Here is a 19,366-nt window from a genome sequence, read left to right as displayed (position 1 = left end):
GCAAGGAGACATTGCGATGCGTGTGTTCGTTACCGGTGCCACCGGTTTTGTCGGCTCCGCCGTTGTGCGGGAGCTCGTTGAGGCGGGCCATCAGGTGCTCGGCCTTGCTCGCTCGGATGCGGGTGTGAAATCCGTTGTCGCCGCAGGTGCTGAGGCGCTGCGCGGTGATCTCGAAGATTTGGAAAGCCTGCGCAGTGGCGCGGCCATGGCCGACGGCGTGATCCACACCGCCTTCAATCACGACTTCTCGAAGTTCGCGCAAAATTGCGAGACGGACCGTCGCGCCATTGAGGTGCTTGGCGCTGTACTCGAAGGCTCCGGGCGGCCATTGCTGGTTACCTCCGGTCTCGCGCTGCTGACAAAGGGCGGTATGGCGACCGAGGACGACGCGCCCGTGCCGCCCTCCGCCTCCTATCCCCGCGCCTCGGAAGTGACGGCCGAAGCGCTGGCGGCGCGTGGCGTGCATGCGTCGGCAGTGCGTCTGTCGCCCTCAGTCCACGGCGACGGCGATCACGGCTTCGTCCCGATGCTGATCGCCATCGCGCGCGAAAAGGGCATTTCGGCCTATGTCGGCGACGGCCTCAATCGCTGGCCGGCGGTGCACCGGCTCGACGCGGCCCGCCTCTTCAGGCTGGCGCTCGAGAGGGGAGCCGGTGGCGCCAGGTATCACGGCGTCGCCGAGCAGGGCGTGCCATGCCGGGAGATCGCCGAAGTCATCGGCCGGCGGCTGAACCTGCCGGTCGTATCCAAAACCCATGAGGAGGCAGCCGGCCATTTCGGCTTTCTCGGGCATTTCTTCAGCATGGACTGGCCGGCCTCGAGCGAGCAGACCCGCGACATGCTGGGGTGGCAGCCGAAACAACCCGGGCTCATTGCCGATCTCGACCGCCCCAGCTACTTCGAAGGCTGAGCGGAAACCGCTTCGCCCTTCTCGCTGATACTTGTGAGCAGCCAATCGCGAAAACTGGCGACCGGCGGATGGCCAAGCTTGTCGTGCGGCACGACCAGATAATAGGCGCTGCGGCTCTGCATCGGCCGGCCTGGCGCCGGCACGAGCTGACCGCGCAGCAACTCGCCGGCGATGAGGATCAGCGGCAGCAGGGCGACGCCAAGCCCGGCCATGCAGGCTTGGGCGGCGGTGCCGAACTGCTCGAATTGCATGCCGGGTCCGGTCGGCGCGCTCAGGCCCTGGTGCTCGAACCATTCGGTCCAGGCGCCGGGCCGCGTCGTCATGTGCAGCAGCGGCAGGCGGCCGATGTCTGCCGGTGAGGCAATGGCGCGGCCGGCCAGGAATTCGGGCGAGACGACAGGCGCCACTGTCTCGCGCACCAGCAGCGTGGAGTCGGCCTCCGGCCAGTCGGGCAGGCCGTAATGGATCGCGGCGTCGAGCCTCTCGCGCGCGAAGTCGAAGCGGCCGACGCGGGTGACGAAGTTGATGGTGATATCAGGGTTGTTTTCGACGAAATCGGGAATGAGCGGCATCAGCCAGCGCGTGCCGAAGGTCGGCAATATGGCGAGGTTCAATATGCCACTATGCCGATTGCTCATCAATCCGAGCGCCGCGTCGCGCAACTGGCCAAGAGCTGAACGCACCGCTTCGGCATAGATATCGCCAGCCGTTGAAAGCCTGACATTGCGGCTATCGCGTTCGAACAGCCGTCTCCCGAATTGCTCTTCCAGCAATGCTATCTGCCGGCTGACCGCACCTTGGGTCAGATCGAGCTCGCGCGCCGCGGCGGTGAAGGAGCCGAGACGCGCCACCGCCTCGAAGGCGGCAAGGGCGCCGATGTTCGGCAGGAGGCGGCGCTGGACACTCATGACCTATTACTAACGCTCATTGATCCGGGATGCAATTTCGTTTGATTTTTTCGAGGCGGGGGTCGATAAGCCGGACACTTCAAGATTTTATTGTGGGAACCGAGAGCCATGGCCGCCGAAAAGAACGTTTTCGTCTGGAACGATCCTTTCCTGATCGAGGACCAGCTTTCCGAGGACGAGCGCATGGTGCGCGACGGCGCGGCGGCGTTTGCCGCCGACAAGCTCGCGCCGAGGATCGAGGAAGCCTATCTCGAGGAAAAGACCGACGTCGGCATCTTTCGCGAGATGGGCGAGGCCGGTCTGCTCGGCATCACCATCCCCGAGGAATATGGCGGGCTTGGCGCCAACTATGTCACCTACGGGCTGGTGGCGCGCGAAGTCGAGCGCATCGATTCCGGCTATCGCTCGATGATGAGCGTGCAGTCGTCGCTGGTGATGTACCCGATCCATGCCTATGGCTCGGAGGCGCAGCGCAAGAAATACCTGCCAAAGCTGGCATCGGGCGAATCGATCGGCTGCTTCGGGCTGACCGAGCCGGATGCCGGTTCGGACCCTGGCGGCATGAAGACCCGGGCCGAGAAAACGGCGAACGGGTACAGGATCTCCGGCTCCAAAATGTGGATTTCCAACGCGCCGATCGCCGATGTGTTCGTCGTCTGGGCGAAATCGGCTGCGCACAACAATGAGATCCGCGGCTTCGTGCTGGAAAAAGGCATGAAGGGGCTGTCGGCACCGAAGATCGGCGGCAAGCTCAGCCTGCGCGCATCGATCACCGGTGAGGTGGTGATGGAGGGCGTCGAGGTCGACGAGGACGCCCTGTTGCCCAACGTTTCCGGGTTGAAGGGACCATTCGGCTGCCTCAACCGGGCGCGCTACGGCATCTCCTGGGGCGCGATGGGCGCGGCCGAGGATTGCTGGCACCGGGCGCGGCAGTATGGCCTCGACCGCAAGCAGTTCGGCAAGCCACTGGCCGGCACGCAGCTTTTCCAGAAGAAGCTCGCCGACATGCAGACCGAGATCGCATTGGGCTTGCAAGGCTCGCTCAGGGTCGGGCGGCTGATGGACGAAGGCAGGATGGCGCCGGAGATGATCTCGATCGTCAAGCGCAACAATTGCGGCAAGGCGCTCGATATCGCCCGCCAGGCGCGAGACATGCATGGCGGCAACGGCATTCAGATCGGCTACCACGTCATGCGCCACGCGCAGAACCTGGAGACCGTGAATACCTACGAGGGCACGCATGACGTGCACGCGCTGATCCTCGGGCGGGCACAGACCGGGTTACAGGCATTTTTCTAGACGGCGTTGGACCGTTCGGCGCTGCTTAAATTAGGTGCACCGCAACATCTCTGCTTGGAGAATGGCCAGCATTTGTGTCAGGGTTCGGCGAACTCGTTTTGAAACGCCGACTTCCGGGGCACCATGGCAATTCTGGCCGCCGTCTACCACCTGACCCATTACAAATACGACCGGCCGGTGGTGCTTGGTCCCCAGGTCATCAGGCTGCAGCCGGCGCCGCATTCGCGCACCAAGGTGCTCAGCCATTCGCTAAAGGTCGAGCCGGCAAACCACTTCGTCAATCTGCAGCAGGACCCGTACGGCAATTTCCTCGCCCGCTTCGTCTTCCCGGAGCCAGTGAGCGAACTCAAGATCGAGGTCGACCTCGTCGCCGACATGACGGTCTACAATCCGTTCGACTTCTTCGTCGAGCCCTCGGCCGAGACGTTTCCGTTCGAGTACCCGGAAGAGATCAGCGACGATCTCGCCATTTACCGGACGCCGGAGCCGGCTGGGCCACTGCTTTCGTCCTTTCTCGCTACCGTCGACCGCAGCCCGAGGAACACAGTCGATTTCCTCGTCGACCTCAATGCGCGGTTGCAGCGCGAGATCGCCTATATCGTGCGGATGGAGACCGGCGTCTTTTCGCCGGAGGAGACGCTTGCCGCCAGGAAAGGCTCATGCCGCGACTCGAGCTGGCTGCTGGTGCAGATCCTGCGGAATCTCGGCATCGCCGCGCGCTTCGTGTCCGGCTATCTGATCCAGCTCAAGCCCGATCTCGTCGCGCTCGACGGGCCGCCCGGAACCGCTGTCGACTTCACCGATCTGCATGCCTGGTGCGAGGTCTATCTTCCAGGCGCCGGCTGGATCGGCTTCGATCCGACCTCCGGCCTGCTCACCGGCGAAAGCCATGTGCCGCTGGCGGCGACACCGCATTTCCGCAACGCTGCACCCATTTCCGGCATGGCAAGCTTCGCCAATGTCGAGTTCGGCTTCGATATGCGGGTCGACCGCATCGCCGAGCACCCGCGTATCACCAAGCCGTTCTCCGACGAAAGCTGGCAGGCGCTCGATGCGCTCGGCAACAAGGTCGATGCGGCGCTCCAGGCCGGCGATGTGCGACTGACCATGGGCGGCGAGCCGACCTTCGTGTCGATCGACGATTTCGAGGCGGACGAATGGAACACCGCCGCCGTCGGCCCGACAAAACGCGAAAAGGCCGACGCGCTGATCCGCCGGCTGCGCGAGCGCTTCGCGCCAGGCGGTTTTCTGCACTATGGCCAGGGCAAATGGTATCCGGGCGAAAGCCTGCCGCGCTGGACCTTCTCGCTCTACTGGCGCACCGACGGTGAGCCGGTGTGGAGCGACCCGTCACTGATCGCGCGGGAAAAGAGCGAGGCGGATGTCGGGCCGAAGCAGGCCGAAAGCCTGCTGACGGCTATCGCCGGCGAGCTCGGCATCGACAAGGCGATGGTCAGCGAAGCCTATGAGGATCCGGCCGAATGGCTGCTCAAGGAAGGCAAGCTGCCGGACAATGTCGACCCATCCAATTCAAAGCTGGAGGACCCCGAAGAGCGCAGCCGCATGGCACGCGTGTTCGAGCGCGGCCTGACCAAGCCGTCGGGTTATGTGCTGCCGGTCCAGCGCTGGAACAGCCAGGCCTCGGGACCGCGCTGGCGCTCGGAGAAATGGAAGACGCGGCGTGGCCGGCTTTTCCTGGTGCCGGGCGATTCACCGGTCGGCTACCGTTTGCCGCTGGGCACGCTGCCCTATGTGCCGCCGGCGCAGTTTCCCTACATCGTGCCCGTCGACCCGTCGCTGCCGCGTGGTCCTTTGCCGGCGCGCGAGGCCATCTTGCCCCAGGCTGCTCCGGCCGAACCGGAGGGCGCCGACGAGATGGCGCGCCGCCAGCAGGCGGCGTCGTTTACCGCCGCGACCGCACAGCAGGATCGTGTCGAGCAGGAGATTACCGAGATCGGCGGCGCGGTGCGCACAGCACTTTCGGTCGAGCCGCGCGAGGGGCGGCTTTGCGTCTTTATGCCACCTGTCGAGGCCCTGGAGGACTATCTCGAACTCATCGCGGCGGCGGAAAACGCGGCAAGGGCGATCGGGGTGCCGGTGCATATCGAAGGCTACGGCCCGCCACACGATCCGCGCCTCAACGTCATCAGGGTGGCGCCCGATCCCGGCGTCATCGAGGTCAACATCCACCCGGCCGCCAACTGGCAGGATTGCGTGGCGACGACCACGGCGATCTACGAGGAGGCGCGGCAGACGCGGCTTGGCGCCGACAAGTTCATGATCGACGGCCGCCACACCGGCACCGGCGGCGGCAATCATGTCGTCGTTGGCGGCGCGACGCCCGACGACAGTCCGTTCCTGCGTCGCCCGGATCTGTTGAAGAGCCTGGTGCTGCAATGGCAGCGGCATCCCTCGCTGTCCTATCTGTTCTCGGGCCTGTTCATCGGCCCGACCAGCCAGGCGCCGCGCTTCGACGAGGCGCGCCACGATTCGCTCTACGAGCTCGAGATCGCGATGGCGCAGGTGCCGCAACCGGACAGCGGCAGCGCGCCGTTGCCGTGGCTGGTCGACCGGCTGTTCCGCAATCTTCTGACCGATGTGACCGGCAATACGCACCGCTCGGAAATCTGCATCGACAAATTGTTTTCCCCCGACGGCCCGACCGGACGGCTGGGGCTGGTCGAGTTCCGCGGCTTCGAGATGCCGCCCAATGCGCGCATGAGCCTGGCGCAGCAATTGCTGGTGCGCGCCATTATCGCCCGCGCCTGGAAGAGCCCGCTCGACGGCCGTTTCGCGCGCTGGGGCACGTCGCTGCACGACCGTTTCATGCTGCCGCATTACGTCTGGGCCGACTTTCTCGACGTGCTCGACGACCTCAAGCTGAATGGCTTCGAGTTCCGCCCCGAATGGTTCGACGCGCAGCTCGAATTCCGCTTTCCCTTCTGCGGCGAGGTCCGGCATGCCGGGATCAAGCTGGAACTGCGGCAGGCGCTGGAGCCGTGGCACGTCATGGGCGAGCAGGGCGCGATCGGCGGCACCGTGCGCTTCGTCGATTCCTCGGTCGAACGGCTGCAGGTGAAGACCGAAGGCCTCAACCCGGAACGGCATGCCGTCGTCTGCAACGGCCGTATCGTGCCGCTGAAAGTCACTGACAACAGGGAGATCGCGGTGGCGGGCGTCCGCTTCAAGGCCTGGCAGCCGGCATCAGGCCTGCATCCGGCGCTGCCGGTCAACACGCCGCTGGTCTTCGACATCTACGATCGCTGGTCGGGCCGGGCTGTGGGCGGCTGCGTCTATCATGTCGCGCATCCCGGCGGGCGCAATTACGACACTTTCCCGGTCAATGGCAACGAGGCGGAGGCGCGGCGGCTTGCCCGCTTCGAGCCGCGCGGCCATACGCCCTCCGGCTACGTGCTCAACAATGAAGAAGCCGCTGAAGATTTCCCGATGACCCTTGACCTCAGGCGGCCACCAAGACTCTGATCAGCCATGGCAAAGGGGAATCAGAGAAAGCTACGCAGCAAGCCGCTGGTGCACAGTCTGCTGGAGCACTACCAGCCGATCGACGGCGTCGTCGACGAGATGGTCGATGCCTCGGGCAGTCCCCGCCCGGTCTGGAAGGACTTCATCGAGGCGCTGGAAGAACTGGGGCCGGAAAAGCTCGCCCAGCGCTTCGCCCGCGCCGACCAGTATCTGCGCGACGCCGGCGTCTATTACCGCGTCTACGACAAGGCCGGCGCCAATGAGCGGGAATGGCCGCTGGCGCATGTTCCCCTGCTGATCGAGGAGAAGGAATGGGCCGACATCAGTGCCGGCCTTGTCCAGCGGGCCGATCTATTCGAGGAAACGCTTGCCGACATCTACGGGCCGAACCGGCTGGTCGAGAAGGGCATCCTGCCGGCGGGGCTGATCGCGGCGAGCCCGGAATATTTGCGGCCGGTGGTCGGTGTCAGGCCTGCCAGTGGGCATTTCCTGCATTTCTGCGCCTTCGAGCTTGGCCGCGGTCCTGACGGCCGCTGGTGGGTGCTGGGCGACCGCACGCAGGCGCCGTCGGGCGCAGGTTTCGCGTTGGAGAACCGCGTCGCCACCACGCGGGCGCTGTCCGACATCTATGGCGAGATGCATGTGCACCGCCTTGCCGGCTTCTTCCGCCGCTTTCGCGACGCGTTGAACGGCATGGCCAACGTGTCCGGTGGCCGCGTCGCCATCCTGACGCCGGGGCCGCTCAACGAAACCTATTACGAACATGCCTATATCGCGCGCTATCTCGGCATCATGCTGCTTGAAGGCGAGGATTTGACCGTCTCCGGCGGCAGGCTGATGGTGCGCACCGTTTCGGGCCTGATGCCGGTCACCGTGCTGTGGCGGCGGCTGGACGCCGCCTTCGCCGACCCGCTCGAACTCAGGCCGGAATCGCAGATCGGCACGCCGGGGCTGGTCGAGGCGATCCGGCGGGGAGCCGTTTCGGCGGTCAATGCGCTCGGTTCCGGCCTGATGGAAACGCGGGCGCTGCTCTCCTTCCTGCCGAAGGTTGCGCGCGAATTGCGGGGCGAGACGCTTTTGTTGCCCAGCGTCGCCACCTGGTGGTGCGGGCAGGAGAACGAACGCCGGCACGTGCTCGCCAATTTCGACCGTATGGTGATCGGTCCGGCGCTGTCGACGCGGCTTGCCTTCGAGGACGACAATTTGACCAAACTCGGCTCGGCGCTGTCCGACGAGGAGCGGGCCGAACTGATCGCGCGGATCGAACGCGACGGCGGCGATTTCGTCGGTCAGGAAGCGGTGACGCTTTCGACCACCCCGGTCTATGTCGGCGGCCGACTGGAGCCACGGCCGGCAAGCCTGCGCGTCTATCTGGCGCGCACGCCGGAAGGCTGGACGGTGATGCCGGGCGGCTTTGCCCGGGTCGGCTTTTCGCTCGATCCGACGGCGATCGCCATGCAGCGCGGCGGTCAGGCGGCGGATGTGTGGGTGATCAGCGACAGGCCTGTCGAGCGCGAGACGCTGCTGCCGCAGGAGCATGACAGCTTCACCCGCACCATGCCGGGCAGCCTGCCCAGCCGCTCGGCGGAGAACCTGACTTGGCTCGGCCGTTATATCGAGCGCTCGGAAGACACGGTGCGCATCCTGCGCGCCTATCATGTGCGGCTGGCGGAGACCTCCGATCCGGAGATTCCCTTGCTTGCCGATATCAGGGACTATCTCGAACCTTTCGGCATCGACGTTCAATCGGCAATCCCTTCGGGGCTGATCTCGACGCTGGACAGCGCCGTCTATAGCGCCGGGCAGATCCGCGACCGGTTCTCGCCCGACGGCTGGCTGGCGCTGAAGGATCTGTCGAAGACCATTCACCAGTTCGCGGAGACGGTGGCGCCGGGCGATGATGCGACGCGAGCGATGACGGTCATGCTGCGCAAGCTCGCCGGGTTTTCCGGCCTGCTGCATGAGAATATGTATCGCTTCACCGGCTGGCGTTTCCTGGAGATCGGTCGGCGCCTGGAGCGCGGCATCCAGATCGCCCGCACGCTTGCCCGGCTGACCGGGACGGCGGCGCCGGACGGTGCGCTCGACATGATGCTGGAGATCGGCGACAGCGTCATGACCCACCGGCGGCAGTATCCAGTGCAGGCCGGCCGGCGCACGGTGATTGATCTCCTGGTGCTCGATCCGCTCAACCCGCGTTCGATCCTGTTCCAGCTCGAACGGCTGAAGGCCGAAATCGCGCTGTTGCCCGCTGTCGGCGGGGAGGGGCACATGTCGCTGGCGGCGAAAGAGATATTGCAGCTCAACACGGCCATCGCCATCAAGGAGCCTTCGGACATGACGGCACAGGCGCTCGACGATCTCGCCAATGAGATAGGCGGTCTCTACAGCAGCCTTGCCAAAGCCTATTTCGGGTAAGCATGCTTTACGACATCAGGCTTCATCTCAGCTACGACTACGATGCGGCGGCCGGCGGCGGCCGCCATCAGGTCCGCGTGCTGCCGTCGACGATATCAGGCGTGCAGCGCGTGATCGCCGCTTCGCTGTCGTTTGCGCCGGCGCCGGGCGAACGCTCGGATTTTTCCGATTTCTTCGGCAACAGCGTCACCTCGATCGCCTTTCGCGACGTGCATGATGCGCTCGACATCAGGATGAGCGCGCGGGTTTCGGTCTCGCGGCCGGAGATTGGTCTGGACGTGTCGCCCGACATTCGCCGGCTGAGAGAGGAACTCGATGCGGTGCGATCGCTCTCGCCCGGATCGCCGCATCACTTCCTGGCTGCCAGCGATCACGCCGGCATCGACGCTGCTATCACGGCCTACGCACGCGGTAGTGCCGGCAGCTCGGCTGTCAGCACGGCGATGAACCTGTGCAACCGCATCCACCACGATTTCACCTATGACGGGGAGGCGACCACGGTGCGCACCCGGGCCAGCGACGCTTTCGGCCTGAAGCGGGGTGTGTGCCAGGACTTTTCCCACATCATGATCGCCGGCCTGCGAGGGCTCGGCATTCCGGCCGGCTATGTCAGCGGCTTCCTGCGCACCATCCCGCCGAAGGGCAAGCCGCGGCTTGAGGGCGCCGACGCCATGCATGCGTGGGTCAAGGTGTGGTGCGGGCGCGATGCCGGCTGGCAGGAATTCGATCCGACCAACGGGATGCGGGCCAGCAATGACCACATCACCGTCGGCCATGGCCGCGACTATTCGGATGTGGCGCCGATCGTCGGCGTGCTGAAGACGACAGGCGGGCAGGTCGGCGAGCAAGCTGTCGACGTCATCCCCGTCGTGCTCGAGAAGGCCTGACAGCAGTCCAAAAGCCAGGAGCCGGAACCAGCGGCCGGTCCGGCGCTTATCTATGGGAAAATTTTCCATGGAGAGGACATGCTGGACAAATCGGAGTCGCCGTCAGGCCGATTGGCCGCCATATCGGGCAACGCGTCGAAGAATGGAGCGTCGAAGAATGGAGCGTCGAAGAATGGGGCGCCGAGGAACGGCGGCGAAGCCTCCGCCGACCGAGCTTCGCTCACCTATGTCAGCGACGCCGAGCCCGGCATCCGTCGTGCCAGGACCGGCAAGGGATTTTCGTACAAGGGGCCGAACAGACGAGCCGTGAGTGAGGATGCCGTCGCGCGCATCAAGGCGCTCGCAATACCGCCAGCCTGGACCGATGTATGGATTTCGCCAGACGCCAACGGCCATATCCAGGCGACGGGCCGGGACCAGCGCGGACGCAAGCAATATCGCTACCATGCACAATGGGCCGAGGAGCGGGACGGCGTTAAATATTCGAGCCTGATTGCTTTTGCAGAAAGCCTACCTGAACTGCGACGCCGGATCGACGCCGATCTGCGCCGTCACGGCCTGCCGCTGGAGCGGGTTGTCGCCGCTGTGGTCTGGCTGCTCGACAACACTATGATCCGCGTCGGCAATGCCGCCTACGCTCGTGACAATAACAGCTTTGGGCTGACCACGCTGCGCGACCGGCATGTCGAGATCAAGGGCTCAAGCCTGCGCTTTGCTTTCAAAGGCAAGTCCGGCAAGGAATGGAAGCTGAAACTCGTCGATCGCCGGATCGCGCGCATCGTGCGCGGCGCCCAGGATTTGCCGGGCCAGAAGCTGTTCCAGTATCTGGACGAAGACGGAAACAGGCGGCCGATCCGCTCCGACGACGTCAACCGCTACATCAGGGACGAGGCCGGAGCCGATTTCAGTTCAAAGCATTTCCGCACGTGGGGCGGCACCATCCATGCCGCGTCGCTGTTTGCGCAGACGGAGCGCCCTGAAAGCCAGGCACAACAGAAGCGGCTGATCAACGGCGTCGTCGACAAGGTGGCCGAGCGGCTTGGCAATACGCGCGCCGTCTGCCGCAAATGCTATATCCATCCGCAAGTTTTCAAAGCGTGGTCCGAAGGACGGCTGCTTACCGAAATGGCGGAGGCGAACAGAGGGAAGCGGTCGATACAAGGCCTCGATGACGAGGAAGCGCTCGTCCTGAGATGGCTGAAAGCGCGGGAGGGCTGACGCCAGGTACGGCTGTCGCCGGCTGGCGTGTCCACCGCAAGGCATTTTTTTATCGACGCACTGTCGGGATCAGTCCTACTGTTTCGTCCTTTGACGGAGAAAAGGACATCCCATGCTCTACGCTATCCTCTGCTACGCTTCTGAAGACGTCGTCTGCTCCTGGAGCAAGGAGCAGGACGACGACGTCATGGCGAAAATTCTCGACGTGCAGGAAAAGTATGCCAGGGCCGGCCGGCTTGGCCCGGTGGCGCGGCTGCTGCCGACGACTGCCGCGACGACGCTGAGGAAGGTCAAGGGCGAATCCGTCGTCATCGACGGGCCGTTCGCCGAGACCAAGGAACAGTTCCTCGGCTTCTACACGCTCGAATGCAATGATCTCGATGAGGCGGTGGACTTCGCCCGCGAGCTTTCCGAGGTCAATCCCAGCGGCGGCTCCTATGAGATACGGCCGGTTTCGCTCTTCAATCCCAGCAAGGTTCCCGCATGACTGAACTCGCCTGGATCAGCACGGCGATCAGCACCGCCCGCCCGCAGGCGATGGGCGCGCTGTTGCGCTACTTCCGCGATCTCGATGCGGCGGAGGAAGCTTTCCAGGATGCTTGCCTGAGAGCGCTGAACAACTGGCCGAAGAATGGCCCGCCGCGCGACCCGGCGGCTTGGCTGATCTTTGTCGGCCGCAACAGCGGCATAGACGCGGTGCGCAAGCGCGCCAAGCAGGCGCCGCTGCCGGAGGAAGACCAGATCTCCGACCTTGAGGATGCCGAAACCGATATCGCCGAGCGGCTGGACGGCGCTCATTACCGCGACGACATATTGCGGCTGCTGTTCATCTGCTGCCATCCCGATCTGCCGGCGACCCAGCAGATCGCCGTGGCATTGCGCATCGTCTCCGGCCTGACGGTCAGGCAGATCGCCCGCGCCTTCCTTGTCGGCGAAAGCGCCATGGAGCAACGCATCACCCGTGCCAAAGCGCGCATTGCGGATGCCGGCGTGCCGTTCGAGACGCCCGGTGCGGTCGAGCGTTCGGAACGGCTCGCCGCGGTCGCCGCCATGGTCTATCTGATCTTCAACGAAGGCTATTCGACCAATAGTGGCGAGGCTCCGGCCCGCGCCCCACTCTGCGAAGAGGCGATCCGGCTGGCAAGGTTGCTTCTGCGGCTGTTCCAGACCGAACCGGAGATCATGGGCCTGACGGCGCTGCTGCTGCTCCAGCATGCGCGTGCGCCGGCGCGCTTCGACGAGAATGGCGAGATCGTGCTGCTCGAGGACCAGGACCGCAGCCTGTGGAGCCGCAAGATGATCGACGAGGGGCTGGCGCTGGTCGACAAGGCGCTGCGCCACCAGAAGCCCGGGCCTTACCAGGTGCAGGCGGCGATCGCCGCGCTGCATGCGCGGGCGGCAAAGCCCGAGGATACCGACTGGACCGAGATCGACCTGCTCTACAGCCTGCTCGAGCAAATGCAGCCGTCGCCCGTGGTGACGCTCAATCGCGCCGTCGCGGTCGCCAAGGTGCGCGGACCGGAAGCGGCGCTCGCCATGATAGAGCCGCTGGAGCAGAGGCTCTCAGGCTATTTCCACTTCTTCGGCCTCAAGGGCGGCCTGTTGATGCAGCTTGGCCGGGGCGACGAGGCCCGCACCGCCTTCGACCGCGCCATCGCGCTTGCCAATACGGCCGCCGAGGCCGCCCATATCCGCATGCATATCGACCGGTTGATGAAGGAAGGCGCGGTCCCGGGCGTTGCCCGGAAAGCGCACTGATCCGACCGCCTGCCTGGTTCAACGGTCCGAGCCTGGCTTGGACCATGCCGGGGTGGTGGTTTTTTCCCGAAACGAGTAATGCCACGCCATGACAACGCCCGAGGTGCCGATCGGCACGGCATGGCGGCAGGCCTGGGCCGACGCCATACGGGCGAAGAAATCTGAAAGGGACAAAAATGACGATTGCGAAGGAAACGGCCGGGCTTCTGGCGAAACTGGGCGTTGCCAAGGACGCGCTTGTCGGTGGCGACCTCATCGTGCGCAGCCCGGTGACGGGCGAGCAGATCGCCGCGCTGAAGACGATCTCGCCGGCCGATGCGGCCAAGACCATCGAAGCCGCCCACAAGGCGTTCCAGGCCTGGCGGCTGGTGCCGGGGCCGAAGCGCGGCGAACTGGTGCGGCTGCTCGGCGAAGAACTGCGCGCGCACAAGGCCGAGCTTGGCCGGCTGGTGTCGATCGAGGTCGGCAAGATCCCGTCCGAAGGGCTCGGCGAAGTGCAGGAGATGATCGACATCTGCGATTTCGCCGTCGGTCTCTCCCGTCAGCTTTATGGCCTGACGATTGCCACCGAACGCCCTGGACATCGCATGATGGAGACCTGGCATCCGCTCGGCGTGGTCGGCGTCATCTCGGCCTTCAATTTCCCGGTCGCGGTGTGGTCGTGGAACGCGGCACTGGCGCTGGTCTGCGGCGACGCGGTGGTGTGGAAGCCGTCGGAAAAGACGCCGCTGACCGCGCTTGCCTGCGAGGCGATCTTCAAGCGCGCGGCCAAGCGTTTTGGCGATGCTCCCGAGGGCCTGGCGCCGGTGCTGATCGGTGATCGAGCCGTCGGCGAAATCCTGGTCGACCATCCCAAGGTGCCGCTGGTCTCGGCCACCGGCTCGACCCGCATGGGCAGGGATGTCGGGCCGCGTTTGGCGAAGCGGTTTGCGCGCGCCGTGCTGGAGCTTGGCGGCAACAATGCCGGCATCGTCTGTCCGACGGCCGATCTCGACATGGCGCTGCGCGCCATCGCTTTCGGCGCCATGGGCACGGCCGGCCAGCGCTGCACGACGCTGCGGCGCCTGTTCGTGCATGACAGCGTCTATGACGCCTTGGTGCCGCGGCTGAAGAAAGCCTATGAGAGCGTTTCGGTCGGCAATCCGCTGGAAACATCAGCGCTGGTCGGTCCGCTGATCGACAAGGCCGCTTTCGACAATATGCAGAAGGCGCTGAAGGAAGCGGTTTCGCATGGCGGCAAGGTGACTGGCGGCACGCGGGTCGAGAACGGCCACCCCGACGCTTACTATGTGCATCCTGCCTTGGTCGAAATGCAAAGCCAGGTTTCGCCGGTGACCGAAGAGACCTTCGCGCCGATCCTCTATGTGATGAAATACTCGGATTTCGACGCCGTGCTCGACGAGCACAATGCGGTCGGGGCGGGGCTTTCCTCGTCGATCTTCACCCGCGACCTGCAGGAATCCGAGCGCTTCCTCGGCGTCGACGGCTCGGATTGCGGCATCGCCAACGTCAACATCGGCACGTCGGGAGCCGAGATCGGCGGCGCCTTCGGCGGCGAAAAGGAAACCGGCGGCGGCCGCGAGTCGGGCTCCGATGCCTGGAAGGCCTATATGCGCCGCGCCACCAATACGGTGAATTATTCCAAGGCGCTGCCGCTTGCCCAAGGCGTGTCCTTCGACATCGACTAGGAACAGGATTGCGCGATCATGGCGGCGATGCTGGCGACATCGCAGCCGAGTTCCCGGTCCTCCTCAAGAGGCGCAACCCGTTCGCGCACCGTCCTGTAGGCCTCGTCGACGCCGCGACCCAATGTGTCCGCCACTCCCCGGATATCCGCGGCGTAAGCCGCAGAGATGAGTTCCATGGCGACGAGGTAACGGAACCGCTCGACGATCTGGTTGATCTTGGCGATGACCGCCGGCGCCATCGACGACTGATCCTCGACCCAGTCCGACACCGCGATCGGGGTCAAAGAGATCGGGCTGGCGAGAAAGCGGATTTCAGCTTCCATCGCTGAAATGGGTTTCTGCAAAATGGCAAAGCCCATGCGGTTCTGGCCGTTTGCCGCCAGGAAACGCGGCAGGCCGGCTACCGCAGGGGACATGAGTTTGATCGTCCGGTTGGCGATGCCCGCCGCCGCATGCGCCAACGCCTGGCTCAGCCGCTCCCAGGACAGGACGAAAGCGGTCATGTCGAAATTGCCATGCGAGACAATCCGGTCCTCCCCGGCCAGGACGACCGGATTGTCGCCGGAACTGGCCAGTTCAATCTCGGTCGCGGCCCTGGCCTCGTCGATCGCGTGGCGAAGCGCGCCCCAGACCTGCGGCACGCAGCGATAGCTCAGCGGATCCTGGATCCGGCGGGCAGCGCCTTCCTTGAACAGCGTGCTGCCCGACAACAGCTCACGCAACCGTGCCGCCACCGCTCTCTGGCCGAAGGCGGGCCGTGCCGCCATGGCCGAATCGTCGAGCGAACTGACATTGGCGCGGAACGCCTCCAAATTCAGTGCGACAGCCTTGAGCGACCACTCGAAGGCTCGCTCGATGTCCTCCAGCGCCAGGCAGGCCTGGGCGACAGACAGGCTGTTGGCGACGATGATGGCATGGCCGTCCTTGGCATGGATGTCGAGCGGCTTCAGCCCGGCACGTTCGAGCGCCTCGGCCGCCGGCATGGTCTCGCCGCCATATTCCGCCTGGCCGTGGCCAAGCAGGCCCAGCGTCATGTGCGCGAGCGGCGCGAGATCGGCCGCGCCCAGCGAGCCGAGCGACGGCACCACGGGGTGCAGGCCGGCGTTCAGCGCGGCGACAAGTCCCTCGAACACGGCAGACGAAATGCCGGTGCCGCCGGCGGCCATGCCGGCGATTCGCACCGCCATCATCGCGCGCACCGCCTCCCGCGGCAAAGCCGCCCCGAAACCGACCGCATGGCCGAACGAAACCCGCCGCTGATAGGCGATCAGATCCTCACCGCTCAGCGGCGTATCCACGGCAGCGCCCAGCGCGGTGGTCAGTCCGTAGACCGGACGGTTTTCTGCCGCATGGCGTTCGATCACCGCGCGGCTGGCCCGGATCAGGGCGTCCGCCTCGGGCGAGACCTCGACCAATGCGTGGCGGCGGGCAATGGCGGCAATGTCCTGCGTCCGCAGTGGCGCGGCGGTCAGTCGGACGGGCGTCGATGTCATGGATGCTTCCCCAATTCGGCAATGCAGTCCCTCGGTGTACCCGAGTAGCCCGTTGCTCGGGTAGTGTCCCGTTCATGCCAGCCTGAAGATAGGTTCAAAAGTGGGAACCGGGATCTGGGCCCAGCTTTTCGCTGGCTGTATACAAGACCGCCAGCGAGACAAGCCCTGTTGACAGCCGCTATCCATGCAAGGAGGCCCCGGCTGGTTGCAATAGCCTGTCGGACACCACCGTCGGGATGCTATCAAAGACGCAATAAGCTGTTTTTGCGAATGGATTCCAGGAAAATCACATCCATTGACGTTAATTTAACACGATAGTATGGTCGATTCTGTTGGTTCGGTATCTCGTCGCTGTGTTCAGCCACGGCTTGTTCGCTGCCTCTGTGTTTACAGGGCATCGCAACGAAAAGGGAATCCATGCCATCGACAGGGATGAAGCGGCAGCCTTCTCCGCCGGCGTCAAAGCGCATCGGGATCCCGCCTCTTGTGGCGGGGGGGCAGTAGTGATGTTGCGGTCGCCGGGCGGCTGCACGACGAGGGATGGTTTCCATGATGTCCACCGGCACGCAGTTGGTTCAACTTGAACATCCCTTGCTCTAGCCAGCCCGGGGACGAGTTCGCGATGCATATCGGCACGCGCTGAGTCAGAGGGAGTCATGTCCAGCCTGCTTGGGATCGACAACGGCCTGACGGTGACGAAGGCGGTGATCTTCGACGCCGACGGCTCGCAATTGGCGGTGGCGAGGCGGCGTGTGCCGCAATCGATGCCGCATGCGCGCTGGGTCGAACGCGATATGGCGGGCCTGTGGCAAGCGACCGCCGAGGCGATCGGCGAGGCGATTGCCTTGAGCGGCAGGCCGGCCAGCGACATCAAGGCGGTGGCGGCGACCGCGCATGGCGACGGCGTCTACCTGCTCGACACGGAGCGTCGGCCGCTGGGTCCCGGCATATTGTCGCTGGACAGCCGGGCAGGCGAAATCGTCGACAGATGGTCGCAAGGTCCGGTCTTCGCCGAGGCGCTCGCCGTGACGGGCCAGGTACCGCACGCGTCCTCGCCGTCGTCGCTGCTGGTCTGGTTGCGGGAACACGATCCGGAACGCTTCAACCGGATAGCTCACATATTCGCCTGCAAGGACTGGCTGCGTTTCTGCCTGACCGGCACCATCGGCACCGACCTCACCGAGGCGAGCACCTCCTTCACCAATATGCGCACGCAAAGCTTTGCGCCGGAAGCGATGCGCATCTTCGGCCTTGAGGCATTGTTCGACGCCTTGCCGCCGGTGGCGCATCCGGCCGATATCGTCGGCCACGTCACCGCCGAGGCAGCGGCGCTTACCGGACTAGCCGAAGGCACGCCGGTCGCCTGTGGCCTGCACGATGTCACTGCCTCGGCGCTCGGTATGGGCGGCCACGAGGAGGGCGTGGTCAGCATCGTCGCCGGCACCTATTCGATCAACGAAATCGTCTCCACCGAGCCGCGTGTCGACCGGCGCTGGTTCTGCCGCAATGCCATCGACCGTGGGCGTTGGAACAACATGTCGATCTCGCCGGCCTCGACGGCGAATTACGACTGGTTCCTCGACACGCTCTGCCGCTCGGAACAGGACGAAACCGAGAGGATCGGCGGCTCGATCCACGAGATGCTGGCGACAGAGATCGACGCAGCACTTGGCAAGCCGTCGACCATCCTCTTCCACCCCTATCTGTTCGGCTCGCCCTACGGCAATGCCGCCAGCGCCAGCTTTCTCGGCCTGCATGGCTGGCACGATCGCGGCGACATGCTGAAGGCGGTGCTGGAAGGCATCGTGTTCAATCATCGCACGCATGTCGAAGCGCTGCGCGACGGCTTTGCCGTTCGCGAGGTGCGGCTTACCGGCGGCGGCTCGCGCAACCCTGCCTTCGCGCAGATGTTTGCCGACGTGCTCGACGTACCGGTCATCGTCACCTCGACCGACGAGGCGGCGGCCTTCGGCGCAGCCCTTTGTGCGGGTGCGGCGGTTGGCCTGTTTGCGTCGCCGCAACAGGGGGCGCGGGCCGTCAGCAAGGTGAGCCGCGAATATCTGCCCGACAGAGCGCGCAACGCTGTTTTCGAGCACCGGTTTTCTCTTTACTGCCGCATCGTCGAATCGCTCAAGCCGCTATGGCCTGCGATCGAGAGGCTGGCAGGGCAAGGCATCGGGGGACCTGCATGATCAAGGCGGACGAACGGCGCGAGGAAATCGCCGATTATGTCATCAAGCTTGGCCAGGTGCGGATCGACGATCTGGTCGAGCATTTCGGCGTGTCGCGCATGACCATCCATCGACACATCGATCAGCTCGCGCATCAGGGCGTGCTGCGCAAGCTGCATGGCGCTGTGACCGTGCAGCCTTCCGGCCTCTATGAAAGCGCTTTCCGCTATCGGGTGACGGTCGGCAGGGCGGAGAAGGATGCGCTGGCGCATGCGGCGCTGGACTATGTCGAAGCCGGCCAGGCGGTCATGCTGGACGATTCGACGACGGCGAACGCGATCGCGCCGCTGTTGCTCGACATCAAGCCATTGACCGTGATCAGCAACAGCGTGGCGACCGCGGCACTGCTGACCAATGTCGACGACATCGATTTCATCTGTCTCGGCGGTCAGTATCACCGCACCTACAATGCCTATATCGGCCTCGTCTGCGAGAATGCCGTGGCGCAGCTGCGCGCCAATCTTTTGATCTGCTCGGCCTCGGCGATCTCCGGCACCACAGCCTTCATCCAGGATCAACATGTGGTGCGGGTCAAGCAAGCGATGTTTGCCGCCTCGACCAAACGCATTCTTGCCGTCGACCATTCCAAGTTCGACAAGGTCGCCCTGCATGTCTTCGACGACCTGACCCGCTTCGACGCGGTACTGACGACCCACGGCATAAGCGATGCGCAGGCGCAAAAGCTCGAACAGGCCGGCGTAAAACTGCGTGTCGTCACCATGGCCCGGTCATGAACCCTGCCGACGACGCCGGCCTGTCGCACTCCGCTGTACCGGACCACTCCTTGCCGGACCACAGTGGGCGCATCGCCGCCATGGCCAGGACGGGCGACATCGACGTGGTCATTCTTGGCGCCGGCATCAATGGCGCCGGCCTGTTTCGCGATCTGTGCGCGCAAGGCGTGAGCTGCCTGATCGTCGACAAGGGCGATTTCGGATCGGGCACCAGTGCGGCACCCTCGCGGCTGATCCATGGCGGTCTCAAATATCTCGAAACCGGCGAGTTCGGACTGGTGGCGCAGTCGACGCTGGAGCGCAATCTCTTGCTGAAGAACGCGCCGCACTATGTCAGCC

General features: G+C 64.7%; 15 protein-coding genes. 12 read left to right on the top strand and 3 right to left on the bottom strand.

Annotated features, from left to right (window positions below; translation table 11 throughout):
* Positions 1 to 16: 16 nt before the first annotated feature.
* Positions 17 to 910 (top strand): SDR family oxidoreductase, encoded by an 894-nt coding sequence (locus tag CN311_RS04215; RefSeq protein WP_097572140.1) that lies wholly within the window; start codon positions 17 to 19, stop codon positions 908 to 910.
* Here CN311_RS04215 and CN311_RS04210 read toward each other — a convergent pair.
* Entirely contained in the window at positions 895 to 1,818 is a 924-nt protein-coding gene (locus CN311_RS04210; protein WP_097572139.1) for a LysR family transcriptional regulator, read from the bottom strand. The genes CN311_RS04215 and CN311_RS04210 overlap by 16 nt on opposite strands.
* Before the next feature lie 108 nt (positions 1,819 to 1,926).
* On the opposite strand from CN311_RS04210, the gene CN311_RS04205 reads away from it, so the two are divergent.
* The 8 genes from CN311_RS04205 to amaB all read left to right on the top strand — a co-directional run bounded on the left by CN311_RS04205 (position 1,927) and on the right by amaB (position 14,569).
* Positions 1,927 to 3,117, top strand: a complete 1,191-nt coding sequence (locus CN311_RS04205; RefSeq protein ID WP_097572138.1) for an acyl-CoA dehydrogenase — start codon at positions 1,927 to 1,929, stop codon at positions 3,115 to 3,117.
* Positions 3,118 to 3,240: 123 nt separating this feature from the next.
* On the top strand, positions 3,241 to 6,600 hold the full coding sequence (locus tag CN311_RS04200; RefSeq protein ID WP_097572137.1) for a transglutaminase family protein: 3,360 nt from the start codon (positions 3,241 to 3,243) through the stop codon (positions 6,598 to 6,600).
* 6 nt (positions 6,601 to 6,606) lie between these two features.
* Positions 6,607 to 9,018, top strand: a complete 2,412-nt coding sequence (locus CN311_RS04195; protein WP_097572136.1) for a circularly permuted type 2 ATP-grasp protein — start codon at positions 6,607 to 6,609, stop codon at positions 9,016 to 9,018.
* 2 nt (positions 9,019 to 9,020) lie between these two features.
* A complete protein-coding gene (locus tag CN311_RS04190; protein WP_097572135.1) occupies positions 9,021 to 9,905 on the top strand; it encodes a transglutaminase family protein in 885 nt (294 codons plus the stop codon).
* Between the two features lie 78 nt (positions 9,906 to 9,983).
* On the top strand, positions 9,984 to 11,123 hold the full coding sequence (locus CN311_RS04185; protein ID WP_097572134.1) for a DNA topoisomerase IB: 1,140 nt from the start codon (positions 9,984 to 9,986) through the stop codon (positions 11,121 to 11,123).
* Between the two features lie 112 nt (positions 11,124 to 11,235).
* Positions 11,236 to 11,610, top strand: a complete 375-nt coding sequence (locus CN311_RS04180) for a YciI family protein (RefSeq protein WP_097572133.1) — start codon at positions 11,236 to 11,238, stop codon at positions 11,608 to 11,610.
* The gene (locus CN311_RS04175) at positions 11,607 to 12,881 is read left to right on the top strand and encodes an RNA polymerase sigma factor (protein ID WP_097572132.1); all 1,275 of its coding nucleotides are present in this window, start codon (positions 11,607 to 11,609) and stop codon (positions 12,879 to 12,881) included. Before CN311_RS04180 ends, CN311_RS04175 begins: the two co-directional genes overlap by 4 nt.
* A gap of 176 nt (positions 12,882 to 13,057) precedes the next feature.
* Positions 13,058 to 14,569 (top strand): L-piperidine-6-carboxylate dehydrogenase, encoded by a 1,512-nt coding sequence (gene amaB, locus CN311_RS04170; protein ID WP_097572131.1) that lies wholly within the window; start codon positions 13,058 to 13,060, stop codon positions 14,567 to 14,569.
* Here the strand turns inward: amaB and CN311_RS04165 are convergent.
* Together CN311_RS04165 and CN311_RS32155 are read right to left on the bottom strand one after the other, a co-directional pair.
* Positions 14,566 to 16,062: an HAL/PAL/TAL family ammonia-lyase gene (locus CN311_RS04165; protein WP_097572130.1), complete on the bottom strand. Its 1,497-nt coding sequence runs from the start codon at positions 16,060 to 16,062 to the stop codon at positions 14,566 to 14,568. The genes amaB and CN311_RS04165 overlap by 4 nt on opposite strands.
* A 242-nt stretch (positions 16,063 to 16,304) precedes the next feature.
* Complete coding sequence (locus CN311_RS32155; protein WP_133117129.1) at positions 16,305 to 16,532, bottom strand: hypothetical protein; 228 nt, start codon at positions 16,530 to 16,532, stop codon at positions 16,305 to 16,307.
* Positions 16,533 to 16,718: 186 nt separating this feature from the next.
* Here CN311_RS32155 and CN311_RS04160 point away from each other — a divergent pair, with 186 nt between their 5' ends.
* From CN311_RS04160 to CN311_RS04150, 3 genes are all read left to right on the top strand, one after another.
* Positions 16,719 to 18,254 (top strand): FGGY-family carbohydrate kinase, encoded by a 1,536-nt coding sequence (locus CN311_RS04160; protein WP_097572129.1) that lies wholly within the window; start codon positions 16,719 to 16,721, stop codon positions 18,252 to 18,254.
* The gene (locus CN311_RS04155) at positions 18,251 to 19,027 is read left to right on the top strand and encodes a DeoR/GlpR family DNA-binding transcription regulator (protein ID WP_097572128.1); all 777 of its coding nucleotides are present in this window, start codon (positions 18,251 to 18,253) and stop codon (positions 19,025 to 19,027) included. Before CN311_RS04160 ends, CN311_RS04155 begins: the two co-directional genes overlap by 4 nt.
* Before the next feature lie 80 nt (positions 19,028 to 19,107).
* Positions 19,108 to 19,366 (top strand): FAD-dependent oxidoreductase (locus tag CN311_RS04150; RefSeq protein WP_115504233.1); only part of this gene is annotated, 259 nt, incomplete at its 3' end.

Origin of the sequence: Mesorhizobium sanjuanii (assembly GCF_002529485.1) — a bacterium.
GTDB lineage: Bacteria > Pseudomonadota > Alphaproteobacteria > Rhizobiales > Rhizobiaceae > Mesorhizobium > Mesorhizobium sanjuanii.
This window is presented reverse-complemented; position numbering and strand designations above follow the sequence as displayed.

Excerpts from the sequence above, each read along its gene's own strand:
- CN311_RS04215 (WP_097572140.1), top strand. The coding sequence starts at position 17 with ATGCGTGTGTTCGTTACCGGTGCCACCGGTTTTGTCGGCTCCGCCGTT.
- CN311_RS04210 (WP_097572139.1), bottom strand. The coding sequence starts at position 1,818 with ATGAGTGTCCAGCGCCGCCTCCTGCCGAACATCGGCGCCCTTGCCGCC.
- CN311_RS04205 (WP_097572138.1), top strand. The coding sequence starts at position 1,927 with ATGGCCGCCGAAAAGAACGTTTTCGTCTGGAACGATCCTTTCCTGATC.
- CN311_RS04200 (WP_097572137.1), top strand. The coding sequence starts at position 3,241 with ATGGCAATTCTGGCCGCCGTCTACCACCTGACCCATTACAAATACGAC.
- CN311_RS04195 (WP_097572136.1), top strand. The coding sequence starts at position 6,607 with ATGGCAAAGGGGAATCAGAGAAAGCTACGCAGCAAGCCGCTGGTGCAC.
- CN311_RS04190 (WP_097572135.1), top strand. The coding sequence starts at position 9,021 with ATGCTTTACGACATCAGGCTTCATCTCAGCTACGACTACGATGCGGCG.
- CN311_RS04185 (WP_097572134.1), top strand. The coding sequence starts at position 9,984 with ATGCTGGACAAATCGGAGTCGCCGTCAGGCCGATTGGCCGCCATATCG.
- CN311_RS04180 (WP_097572133.1), top strand. The coding sequence starts at position 11,236 with ATGCTCTACGCTATCCTCTGCTACGCTTCTGAAGACGTCGTCTGCTCC.
- CN311_RS04175 (WP_097572132.1), top strand. The coding sequence starts at position 11,607 with ATGACTGAACTCGCCTGGATCAGCACGGCGATCAGCACCGCCCGCCCG.
- amaB (WP_097572131.1), top strand. The coding sequence starts at position 13,058 with ATGACGATTGCGAAGGAAACGGCCGGGCTTCTGGCGAAACTGGGCGTT.
- CN311_RS04165 (WP_097572130.1), bottom strand. The coding sequence starts at position 16,062 with ATGACATCGACGCCCGTCCGACTGACCGCCGCGCCACTGCGGACGCAG.
- CN311_RS32155 (WP_133117129.1), bottom strand. The coding sequence starts at position 16,532 with ATGCGCTTTGACGCCGGCGGAGAAGGCTGCCGCTTCATCCCTGTCGAT.
- CN311_RS04160 (WP_097572129.1), top strand. The coding sequence starts at position 16,719 with ATGTCCAGCCTGCTTGGGATCGACAACGGCCTGACGGTGACGAAGGCG.
- CN311_RS04155 (WP_097572128.1), top strand. The coding sequence starts at position 18,251 with ATGATCAAGGCGGACGAACGGCGCGAGGAAATCGCCGATTATGTCATC.